This is a genomic window from Xanthomonas sp. 3307, assembly GCF_014199735.1.
GTDB lineage: Bacteria > Pseudomonadota > Gammaproteobacteria > Xanthomonadales > Xanthomonadaceae > Xanthomonas_A > Xanthomonas_A rydalmerensis.
The window spans coordinates 169,787-180,702 of the sequence record NZ_JACHOG010000007.1 but is presented as its reverse complement, the minus strand read 5'-3'; the positions used below and the strand labels follow the sequence as shown (position 1 = coordinate 180,702).

Annotated in this window: 8 protein-coding genes; 5 read left to right on the top strand and 3 right to left on the bottom strand. The window is 68.6% G+C overall.

Annotation, left to right across the window (positions count from 1 at the left end; genetic code table 11):
- Nucleotides 1–29 precede the first annotated feature (29 nt).
- From GGR64_RS16600 to GGR64_RS16590, 3 genes are all read left to right on the top strand, one after another.
- A complete protein-coding gene (locus tag GGR64_RS16600; RefSeq protein ID WP_184647188.1) occupies nt 30–407 on the top strand; it encodes a hypothetical protein in 378 nt (125 codons plus the stop codon).
- Between the two features lie 495 nt (nt 408–902).
- Nucleotides 903–3,449, top strand: coding sequence for an exo 1,3/1,4-beta-D-glucan glucohydrolase (locus GGR64_RS16595; protein ID WP_326520362.1), 2,547 nt, complete (start codon nt 903–905; stop codon nt 3,447–3,449).
- A 112-nt stretch (nt 3,450–3,561) separates the two neighbouring features.
- A complete protein-coding gene (locus tag GGR64_RS16590; protein ID WP_184647184.1) occupies nt 3,562–5,124 on the top strand; it encodes a sodium/sugar symporter in 1,563 nt (520 codons plus the stop codon).
- 28 nt (nt 5,125–5,152) lie between these two features.
- On the opposite strand, the gene GGR64_RS16585 is transcribed toward GGR64_RS16590, so the two are convergent.
- From GGR64_RS16585 to GGR64_RS16575, 3 genes are all read right to left on the bottom strand, one after another.
- Nucleotides 5,153–6,946 (bottom strand): sensor domain-containing phosphodiesterase, encoded by a 1,794-nt coding sequence (locus tag GGR64_RS16585; RefSeq protein ID WP_184647182.1) that lies wholly within the window; start codon nt 6,944–6,946, stop codon nt 5,153–5,155.
- Between the two features lie 80 nt (nt 6,947–7,026).
- Complete coding sequence (locus GGR64_RS16580; RefSeq protein WP_160968977.1) at nt 7,027–7,593, bottom strand: response regulator transcription factor; 567 nt, start codon at nt 7,591–7,593, stop codon at nt 7,027–7,029.
- Entirely contained in the window at nt 7,590–8,813 is a 1,224-nt protein-coding gene (locus tag GGR64_RS16575; RefSeq protein ID WP_167087634.1) for an ATP-binding protein, read from the bottom strand. Before GGR64_RS16575 ends, GGR64_RS16580 begins: the two co-directional genes overlap by 4 nt.
- Before the next feature lie 125 nt (nt 8,814–8,938).
- Between GGR64_RS16575 and ispG the strand changes: the two genes are divergently transcribed.
- Together ispG and GGR64_RS16565 are read left to right on the top strand one after the other, a co-directional pair.
- On the top strand, nt 8,939–10,204 hold the full coding sequence (ispG, locus tag GGR64_RS16570; RefSeq protein WP_184647180.1) for a flavodoxin-dependent (E)-4-hydroxy-3-methylbut-2-enyl-diphosphate synthase: 1,266 nt from the start codon (nt 8,939–8,941) through the stop codon (nt 10,202–10,204).
- Entirely contained in the window at nt 10,185–10,910 is a 726-nt protein-coding gene (locus tag GGR64_RS16565) for a phosphatase PAP2 family protein (RefSeq protein WP_048489048.1), read from the top strand. Before ispG ends, GGR64_RS16565 begins: the two co-directional genes overlap by 20 nt.
- Nucleotides 10,911–10,916: the final 6 nt, after the last annotated feature.

The window sequence follows — 10,916 nt, the reverse complement described above, 5'->3', positions numbered from 1 at the left end:
CTGTGCTACGGTGTTTCGGCGCAGTTTCCTTGCAGGCGGCTTATGCAGCACTGAAGCGCGATATCAATTCGCGGAGCGAAACGCCCGTTTACATGATGCTTGGCGACGATTGGCCCAACGGGGTACTGTTTCTCGAGACCGTGGTGGCTGCTCCGGATGAGATCTCTGCAGAAATTCATCGGGCCTTGGCAAGCATGTTCGATGCGGAGGGTTGTAGGTTCTCCCTGTGCATGTATGACGGGGCTTTTAATCACTATGAAAGTTTGTTTTCTCCAGATTTTTTCGATCAGGTGTATGCGTTCGCGTTCGGCAAGAACGACCATGTCGTCAATCTCGATGCGTCATTGCTTGCCTCCGGGCAATGGAAGGACATTATCGCCGCCTGTCGACTGAGAGCCTCGATCTAGAAGGAATGGTCCTTGTGCCGTCGGGCCTGTAGCGAACCACTCCGTCTGAATTCGACATTGATTACCGACCAGACGTTACTGTCACTGACTCGGCCATGCTCCATGACGGGGAAGAAGGCCATCGAACTGGCAAGCGATCAGGTGCGTATCTGCCGGTATGCGGTCCCGGATCTGCGCAGCGTGCAATGTTGGTTCTATTGCGATGCAGCAAAATCTCCGCGGCGATGCTGTCTATCTTGGTGAGGCAAGGCAAGTCCATGCCAGACACCACAAGCAAACCCGGTATTCCATCGCTATAGCGTCAACCGATATCCCGGCGGCATCGGGGCATACCTCGCGGCACGGTTGACAGGCTTGGGGCGATTCGGGAAGCGTAGGCGCCGGCCGCACTCGGCGTGTGCGGTCCGGCCGCGACATGGCATGCGTTCGCCGTTCCTGGGAGGGAGTCTCTTGCACACACAGCCTGTTGGCGCGACCGCGCCGCTTCGCACTGCGCTGGCCGCGGCCGCTGCGCTTGGCCTGCTGGCCCTGGTCGCGGCGGTTCCGGGCCGCTCGGTTCCCGCCACGGCGGCCCCGGCCCCTGCGCCGCCGCCGATCCACCCGGAACTGTGGCCGTCGCCGGCCTGGCCGCTGAAGGAGGATCCGGCGCTGGAGGCGCGCATCACCAAGCTGATGGCGCAGATGTCGGTGGAGCAGAAGGTCGGGCAGACCGTGCAGGGCGACATCGGCAGCATGACCCCGGACGACGTGCGCCGCTATCACATCGGCTCGGTGCTGGCCGGCGGCAATTCCGATCCCGGCGGCAAGTACGACGCCAGCCCGGCGCAATGGCTGGCGCTGGCCGATGCCTACTACGCGGCGTCCATGCAGAAAGACGGTGCCGGCCCGGCGATTCCGATCATCTTCGGCATCGACGCGGTGCACGGGCAGAGCAACATCGTCGGCGCCACGCTGTTCCCGCACAACATCGGCCTGGGCGCGACGCGCGACCCGGAATTGATGCGCAAGATCGGCGAGATCACCGCCGCCGAGACCCGCACCACCGGCATGGAGTGGACCTTCGCCCCGACCGTGGCGGTGCCGCAGGACGACCGCTGGGGCCGCACCTACGAGGGCTATTCCGAGTCGCCCGAGGTGGTGGCCAGCTACGCCGGCAAGATGGTCGAGGGCCTGCAGGGCGTGCCCGGCACGCCCGGTTTCCTCGACGGCACGCACGTGATTTCCTCGGTCAAGCACTTCCTCGGCGACGGCGGCACCACCGACGGCAAGGACCAGGGCGACACCCGGATCAGCGAACAGCAGCTGCGCGACATCCACGGCGCCGGCTATCCGCCGGCGATCGCGGCCGGCGCGCAGTCGGTGATGGCCTCGTTCAACAGCTTCAACGGGGTCAAGATGCACGGCCACAAGGCCATGCTGACCGACGTGCTGAAGGGGCAGATGCATTTCGGCGGCTTCGTGGTCGGCGACTGGAACGGCCACGGCCAGGTGCCCGGTTGCCGCAACGACGACTGCCCGGCCGCGTTCAACGCCGGCGTCGATATGCTGATGGCGCCGGACAGTTGGAAGGGCGTCTATGAGAACGCGCTGAAGGCGGTCAAGTCGGGCGAGATCCCGATGGCGCGGCTGGACGATGCGGTGCGGCGCATCCTGCGGGTGAAGCTGCGCCTGGGCCTGTTCGAGGCCGGCAAGCCGTCGCAGCGCCCGCTCGGCGGCAAGTTCGCATTGCTCGGCGCGCCCGAGCACCGCGCGGTAGCGCGGCAGGCGGTGCGCGAATCGCTGGTGCTGCTGAAGAACCAGCAGCAGGTGTTGCCGCTGAAGCCGCAGATCAAGCTGCTGGTCGCCGGCGATGGCGCCAACGACATGGGCAAGCAGGCCGGCGGCTGGACCCTGAACTGGCAGGGCACCGGTACCAAGCGCGCCGACTATCCCAACGGCACCACCATCTGGGAAGGCTTGCAGCAACAGGTCACTGCCGCCGGCGGCAGCGCCGAACTGGCGGTGGACGGCAAGTTCACGACCAAGCCGGACGTGGCGGTGGTGGTGTTCGGCGAGAATCCCTACGCCGAGTTCCAGGGCGACATCGCCACGCTGCTGTACAAGCCCGGCGACGACAGCGACCTGGAGTTGATCAAGTCGCTGAAGGCGCAGGGCATTCCGGTGGTGGCGGTGTTCCTGAGCGGGCGGCCGCTGTGGGTGAACCGCGAGATCAATGCCGCCGATGCCTTCGTCGCGGCCTGGTTGCCGGGCTCGGAAGGTGCCGGCATCGCCGACGTGCTGCTGCGCAAGCCCGACGGCAGCGTGCAGTACGATTTCCACGGCAAGCTGAGCTTCTCCTGGCCGCGCACCGCGGTGCAGTTCGCCAACAACGTCGGGCAGAAGAACTACAACCCGCAATTCGCCTTCGGCTACGGCCTCACCTACGAGGACAAGGGCGATCTGAACCGCCTGTCCGAGGTGTCCGGCGTCTCCGGCGCGCAGGCGGTGGGCGGGGTGTACCTGGATCGCGGCAAGCCGGCGACGGGCATCAACCTGATCCTGTTCGGCGGCGCCCAGGCCAACCTGCCGGCGACCACCTTTCCGGCGGCGTTGGCCGACGGGTCGTTGAAGGTCACCGCGATCGACTACAAGGCGCAGGAGGATGCGCGCCGCTTGGTCTGGTCCGGTACCGGCAAGTCGGGGCTGGCGCTGGTGTTGCCCAAGCCGCTGGACGTCTCGCGCGAGAGCAATGGCGACCTGCAATTGATCCTGACCCTGAAGGTGGATGCGGCCCCCAGCGCCGCCGCCCGCATCGGCGTGGCCTGCGGCCATGACTGCGGCGCGCGCCTGGACCTCGGCAAGGCGCTGGCCGCGTTGCCCAAGGGCGAGTGGCGCACCCTCGGCGTGCCGCTGAAGTGCTTCGCGGTGGCCGGCGCCGATGTGACCCGGCTCGAGCGCCTGCCGGTGATCGAGAGCGACGGCGCGCTGGATCTCTCGCTGTCGCGGATCGCGCTGGGCAGCAGCAACGACGCGCAGAGCGTGGTCGACTGCCCGCTGCGCTGAGTGGCGGCGCAGGCGGCCACCGCGCCGCCATGGCAAATACGAACGGCGCCGCCCGGGTGGGCGGCGTCATGGACAACGATGCAAACCGGGCTGCGGCCCGCAGGAGAAGGCAGTGGGTCTGGCGACGTTGGATGTGGCGATCGTGGTGGTGTATCTGGCGGGCATCTTCATGCTCGCGCAATGGGTCTCGCGGGAGAAGGCCGGGCACCGCAAGAGTGCCGAGGACTACTTCCTGGCCAGCAAGACCCTGCCGTGGTGGGCGATCGGCGCCTCGTTGATCGCGGCGAACATCTCCGCCGAGCAGATCATCGGCATGGCCGGCTCCGGCTACGCGATCGGCCTGGCGATCGCCTCCTACGAATGGATGGCGGCGCTGACGTTGCTGATCGTCGGCAAGTTCTTCCTGCCGATCTTCCTGCGCAACGGCATCTACACCATGCCGCAGTTCCTGGAGCAGCGCTACGGCAAGTGGATCCGCACGCTGATGGCGGTGTTCTGGCTGCTGCTGTACGTGTTCGTCAACCTGACCTCGATCCTGTGGCTCGGCTCGATCGCGGTGAGCCAGGTCACCGGCATGGACCAGACGCTGGCGCTGGCGCTGATCGGCGTGTTCGCGCTGGTCTACCAGCTGTACGGCGGCTTGAAGGCGGTGGCGCTGACCGACATCGTGCAGGTCACCCTGCTGGTGCTGGGCGGCCTGCTGGTCGCCGGCCTGACCCTGTCGCGGATCGGCGACGGTGCCGGCGTGCTCGCCGGCTTCCGGCACCTGTGGAACGCGCACCCCGAGCATTTCCACATGATCCTGTCCAAGGACAACCCGTTCTACAAGGATCTGCCGGGCCTGAGCGTGCTGATCGGCGGCCTGTGGGTGATGAACATCAGCTACTGGGGCTTCAACCAGTACATCATCCAGCGCGCGCTGGCGGCCAAGAACATCGGCGAGGCGCAGAAGGGCATGGTGTTTGCCGCGTTCCTGAAGCTGCTGATGCCGGTGGTGGTGGTGGTGCCGGGCATCGCCGCGGTGGTGCTGGCGCCGGACCTGGCCAAGCCCGACCAGGCCTATCCGACGATGATGCAACTGCTGCCCAGCGGCATCCTCGGCCTGGTGTTCGCCGCGCTGGTGGCGGCGATCGTGGCTTCGCTGGCGTCCAAGATCAATTCGGTGGCGACCATCTTCACCCTGGACTTCTACGCCAAGTTCCGCCCGCAGGCCGACCAGCCGCAGCTGGTGCGGGTCGGCCGCGTGGCCGCGGTGGCCTCGGTGCTGATCGGCATCCTCACCGCGCGGCCGCTGCTGGGCAATTTCGACCAGGGCTTCCAGTTCATCCAGGAATTCACCGGCTTCTTCACCCCGGGCGTGGTGGTGATCTTCATGCTCGGCCTGTTCTGGAAGCGCGCCAACGAGGCCGGCGCGCTGACCGCGGCGATCGGCTCGGTGCTGCTGTCGTTCGCGCTGAAGAAGCTGTGGCCGGAACTGCCGTTCATGGACCGCATCGGCCTGGTGTTCGTGTTGTCGCTGGTGGCGGCGGTGCTGGTGTCGCTGCTGACCCCGCAGGCGCCGGGGCGCGACCTGATCCGTACCGACGACGTGCGCTACGGCACCACGCTGGGCTTCAAGCTCGGCGCCGTGGCGGTGATCGCGATCCTGGTGGCGTTGTACGCGGTGTTCTGGTGAGCCACGGGCGGGCCGTGGCGCGGCGCGCTCAGGCGTCGCCGCCCTGCCAAGGCTCGGCCAGCCAGGCGTCGAGCGCGTCGGCCGGCATCGGCCGCGCGATCCAGTAGCCCTGGCCTTCGTCGCAGCCCCAGTCGCGCAGCATCCGGTACACGGTTTCGCTCTCGATGCCCTCGGCCACCACCTGCTGGCCGAAGTCGTGGCCGAGATGGATCATCGACGGCACCAGCATGCCGTCGCTGCGGCTGCCGGGCAGGGCGCGGATGAACGACTGGTCGATCTTCAGCGCGCTGGCCGGGATGTTCTTGAGATAGCCAAGGTTGCTGTAGCCGGTGCCGAAGTCGTCGATGGCGATCTTCACCCCGAGCGCGCTGATCTGCTGCAATTGCTCGGCCACCCGTTGCGGGTCGCGGATCATCGCGCTCTCGGTGAACTCGATCTCCAGCGCGCCGGGCGCCAGCGCATGCTGCTGCAGCAGCGCCTGCAGCCGGGCGATGAAGTCGGCCTGTTCCAGGTCCACCGCCGACACGTTCAGCGACACACTGAAGGTATAGCCGCGCTGTTGCCACAGCGCCGCCTGGGCGATGCCGGTGCGCAGCACCCAGGCGGTGATCCGGCTCATCAGCGCGGTCTTTTCCGCCAAGGGAATGAAGTCGTTCGGCGCCACCGTGCCCAGCAACGGATGCTGCCAGCGCAGCAGCGCTTCCACGCCCACGCATGCGCCACTACGCAGGCTCACCCGCGGCTGGTAATGCAGGCTCAGCTGGTTCCGTGCCTCCAGCGCCTCGGGCAAGGCAGCCAGGATCCGGAAGGCATTGCGCTGGCTGGCGTCGTGGCTGCGCTCGTACAGGCTCCAGCGCTGCCCGCGCTGGCGCGCCATGTCCACCGCGGTGGTCAGCGAGCGCACCGTGTGGTTGGCGCTGAGCGCCCCGTCCAGGCGCACCGCGCCCAGCGAGGGGCTGGCCGCATGCGGAATGCCCTGGTGGTCGATCGCCGTGGCGAAGGCGTCGCAGACGTGTTCGCACCAGTACTCAAGATGCGCCGTGTCGCTGCCTTCCATGATGAACACGAAGGTGGTGGTGTCGATGCGGTACAGCGGCAGGCTACCCAGCGCCTGGCGCAGGCGATCGCGCGCGGCCAGCAGGTAGCCCTCGGCGTACTCCCAGCCCAGCGCCTTGACCATGTCGCGGAAATAGTCGATGCCGCACACGTCGATCGCCACCGCCGTGTCGTGCTGGTCGGCGGTCTGCAGCGACAGCCACATGGTCAGGTCGTCGTTGAAGCGGCTGCGGTTGGGCAGGCCGGTCAACGCATCGACGAAGCCGCTGTTGCGCAGCGTGTCGATGCGGACCATCAGCAGGTCGCGCAGGTCCTGCAGGGTGCGGCGCGCGACCTCGTCGAACTCGTGGCGCGGCTCGCTGTCGATCACGCATAGCGTGCCGAGGCTGGCGCCGTCGGCCATCAGCAGCGGCGCACCGGCGTAGAAGCGGATGAACGGCGGGCCGGTGACCAGCGGGTTGTCGCGGAAGCGCGGATCCTGGCGCGCATCGGGCACGAACATCAGTTCCGGGCTGTGGATCGCATGCGCGCAGAACGCCTGGCTGCGTGGCGTCTGCGCAGCCTCCAGGCCGACCCGGGACTTGAACCACTGGCGCTGTTCGTCGATCAGCGAGACCAGTGCGATCGGCACCCGCAGGTAGCGGGATGCCAGCTGCGTGACCAGATCGAAGACATGGTCGGCGGGCGTGTCCAGCAGGCACAGCTGGCGCAGGGCGCTGAGCCGTTGCGGCTCGTCCAGCAAGGCGGGTGGGGGTGATTTCAACATACCGAATTAGCGGCCCGGCACCAGGGGACTTGAGCGCCGGCCGGACCGGTGTCTACACCGGTGTCTACGCTGCCGCGCGGTCAGCGTGGCGGGTCGCGCTGTGGGCTGGGCCGTTTGGCCAGCTTGCGCTGCAGCGAGCGGCGGTGCATGCCGAGCAGGCGCGCGGCCGCGGAAACGTTGCCGCCGGTCTCGTGCATGGCCTGCTGGATGTGCTCCCACTGCAGGCGGCTGAGCGGGGTCATCGCGTCCGGCACGTCGCTGCCGTCCTCGTCTTCCTCTTCTTCGGCCTCCAGGCCGATCGCGCGCAGGATCATCGGCACGGTGGCCGGCTTGGGCAGGTAGTCGTCGGCGCCGAGCTTGATCGCCTCCACCGCGGTGGCGATGCTGGCGTAGCCGGTGACCAGCAGGATGCGCATGTCGCCCCGGATCGCGCGCAGCGGCTGGATCAGCGCCAGGCCGGATTCGTCGCCGAGCTTCAGGTCGATCAGCGCGTAGTCCGGCGGCGCCTCGGCGGCCAGCGCCAGCGCGGCGGCGGCGCTGTCGGCGGTGCGCGTCTCCAGGCCGCGGCGGGCGAGGGTGCGCTGCAGGGTGCGCAGGTACAGCGGATCGTCGTCGACCAGCAGGCCCAGCGGGGTGTCGGTGTTCATGCGGAGGTCTCCAGGGCGAGCAGCGGCAGGCGGAAGCCGACCCGGGCGCCGTGGTCCGGTGCCGGCTCGGTCCACAGCTCGCCGCCCAGGCGTTCGATGGTCGCGTGCGACAGCGCCAGGCCCACGCCCATGCTCTCGGGCTTGCCGCTGCGGAACAGGGTGGCCGGCAGGCCGACCTGGTTGGCGTCGAAGCCGCCGCCGTAGTCGCGGACCTCGCCGACCAGTTCGCTGCCGGTGACGCGCACGGTCAGGTCCACCTGTGGGTGGCCGGCGCGTTCGCCGGCGTCGGCGGCGTTGTTCAGCAGCACCTGCAGCAGGTGGCCGATGGCGCTTTCCATGCGCAGTTGCAGCGGCGCGTCGTCGTTACGGCGCAGGCGCACGGTGGGCCGTACCAACTGCCACTGATGCAGCACCTGCGTCAGCGATACGGTCTGGCCGCCGGCGCGCTGCGCGGGGGCGGCCAGCGCCAGCACCCGTTCGCGGCACTGCACCAGCAGTTCGCGCAGCGTGTCCAGGTCTTCACGCAGTTCCGGCTGCTGGCTCTGTTCGGCGATGTCGTCGGTGAGCAGGGTCATCGTCGCCAGCGGCGTGTTCAGCTCGTGCGCCACCGACGCAGCATGGGTGGCCAGGGCGACGATGCCCTCGTTGCGGGTGAAGCGCTCGCGCAGCAGTGCCAGCTCGCGCTCGCGTTCGCGCATGGCCATCGCCAGGCGGGTGGAGAACACCAGCACCACCACCGTGGACAGCAGGAAGTTGGCCGCCATGCCCCAGCGCTGCAGGTCCAGCGCCTGATAGGGGCCGTGCGGCAGCGGCAGGCCGAACAGCGCGCTGACCGCATAGCCGGCCACGCAGGCCAGCGCCACCGCCAGCGCCCAGCGCAGCGGCAGGGCCAGCACCGCCAGCGCGATCAGTACCAGGAACAGCGAGCCGAAGGCATTGCCGATGCCGCCGCTCCAGCCGACCATCCAGGTCAGCACGGTCACGTCGACCAGGATGTGGCCGAAGGCGGTGGCCGGCGCGGCCGAGTCGGCATGGCGCAGGCGCAGTTGCGCGTACAGGTTGAACAGCGCCAGCACCGCCACGCCGGCCCACAGCGGCGCCTGCGGCAGCGGCAGTTGCAGCGGCCAGGTCGCCACCAGGATCGTCGCGGCCTGGCCGGCGGTGGCCAGCCAGCGCAGGCTGCACAGGGTGCGCAGGAAGGAGGCGTCGGTGGAATCCATGCTGCGCATCGTATGCGCTGGACCGGGGGCCTGCCTGCGACAAACCGTCGCAGCGTCACCGGTCTCGCTGAATCGCCGGTGCCGGCGCGTGCGGCAGGACGTGCCGCGCAGGCTAAAATGGGCGCATGTACGACGCCGTCAGCCGCCCCACGCCCCCCGCCGATGCCGCGCCCTGGGCGCGCCGTCTCACCCAGCCGGTCCGCATCGGCGGCGTCACCATGGGCGGCGGCAAGCCGGTGGTGGTGCAGTCGATGACCAACACCGACACCGCCGACGTCGCCTCCTCGGTCAAGCAGGTGGCCGAACTGTGGCGCGCCGGCTCGGAACTGGTGCGCCTGACCGTCAACAATTCCGAGTCGGCCGCGGCGATCCCGCGCATCGTCGACAAGCTGCGGATGATGGGCATCGAGGTGCCGCTGATCGGCGACTTCCACTACAACGGCCATCAGTTGCTGGCCGCCGAGCCTGCCTGCGCCGAGGCGCTGGCCAAGTACCGGATCAATCCCGGCAATGTCGGCTTCGGCAAGAAGAAGGACACCCAGTTCGCGCAGCTGATCGAGTTCGCGCTGAAGTACGACAAACCAGTGCGCATCGGCGCCAACTGGGGTTCTCTGGACCAGGCGCTGGCCGCGCAACTGATGGACGAGAACTCGCGGCGCGAAGTGCCGTGGGACGCCGGCCGGGTGCTGCGCGAGGCGCTGATCCGTTCGGCGCTGGACTCGGCCGAGCGTGCGGTGGAACTGGGCCTGGGCCGCGACCGCATCGTGCTCAGCTGCAAGGTCAGCGGCGTGCAGGAACTGATCGCGGTGTACCGCGACCTGGCGCAGCGCTCGGACTTCGCCCTGCACCTGGGCCTCACCGAGGCCGGCATCGGCAGCAAGGGCATCGTCGCCTCCAGCGCGGCGCTGGCGGTGCTGCTGCAGGAAGGCATCGGCGACACCATCCGCATCTCGCTGACCCCGGAGCCGGGGCAGTCGCGCACGCAGGAAGTGATCGTCGCCCAGGAGCTGCTGCAGACCACCGGCCAGCGCGCCTTCACTCCGCTGGTCACCGCCTGCCCGGGCTGCGGCCGCACCACTTCCGAGTTCTTCCAGGAGCTGGCCAAGGTGGTGCAGAACCACGTCCGCGCGAAGATGCCGGAGTGGAAGGTGACCCATCCCGGCGCCGAGAGCATGACCCTGGCGGTGATGGGCTGCGTGGTCAACGGGCCGGGCGAGTCGCGCCACGCCAACATCGGCATCTCGCTGCCCGGCACCGGCGAGGCGCCGTCCGCACCGGTGTTCATCGACGGCGAGAAGAAGGTGACCCTGCGTGGCGAGAACATCGCCCACGAGTTCGTCGCGCTGATCGACGACTACGTCGAACGTACCTATGTCCGCCGCACCGGGTGAGTCCGCCGCCGAGGCGGCCGGCCTGCGCCGCTGGCTGCGGTTGAACGCCTGGCGCGTGGTGCTGCTGTTCGCGGGGGTGCTGCTGCCGTTGGGCGTGTTCGTGATGCTGGCCGAGGACGTGCACGCACTCGAAGACCTCTATTTCGACGAGCCGCTGCTATGGAGCATGCGCGGCCTGACCAGCCCCGGCTGGGACCGCTTCTTCACCGTGGTCACCGAGGCCGGCTACCAGTACGGCGTGATCCCGCTGGACACGCTGATCGTGCTGGTGCTGCTGGGCCTGCGCCGCTGGCGCGAGGCGCTGTTCGCCGCCCTGTCCTTCATCGGCTCGGCGCTGCTGAACATGGGCGCCAAGCAGTTCTTCCAGCGCGACCGGCCCAGCCTGTGGGAGTCGATCGCGCCGGAGCACCACACCTTCAGTTTCCCCAGCGGCCACGCAATGGGTTCGATGACCCTGGCGGCGGTATTGATCGCGCTGAGTTGGCGCACCCGCTGGCGCTGGCCGGTGCTGTGGCTGGCCGGCAGTTTCACCCTATTGGTCGGCGTGTCGCGGGTGTACCTGGGCGTGCATTACCCCTCGGACATCCTCGGCGGCTGGAGCGCGGCCCTGGTCTGGGTGGTGGGGCTGTACCTGCTGCTGTTCCGCGGCGAACGCCGGCCGCGTTGGCGGGCGCGGCGCGCGCTGGCCGCCACCGACGCGCGCTGACGCCAG

Excerpts from the sequence above, each read along its gene's own strand:
- GGR64_RS16585 (WP_184647182.1), bottom strand. The coding sequence starts at position 6,946 with ATGTTGAAATCACCCCCACCCGCCTTGCTGGACGAGCCGCAACGGCTC.
- GGR64_RS16580 (WP_160968977.1), bottom strand. The coding sequence starts at position 7,593 with ATGAACACCGACACCCCGCTGGGCCTGCTGGTCGACGACGATCCGCTG.
- GGR64_RS16575 (WP_167087634.1), bottom strand. The coding sequence starts at position 8,813 with ATGGATTCCACCGACGCCTCCTTCCTGCGCACCCTGTGCAGCCTGCGC.
- ispG (WP_184647180.1), top strand. The coding sequence starts at position 8,939 with ATGTACGACGCCGTCAGCCGCCCCACGCCCCCCGCCGATGCCGCGCCC.
- GGR64_RS16565 (WP_048489048.1), top strand. The coding sequence starts at position 10,185 with ATGTCCGCCGCACCGGGTGAGTCCGCCGCCGAGGCGGCCGGCCTGCGC.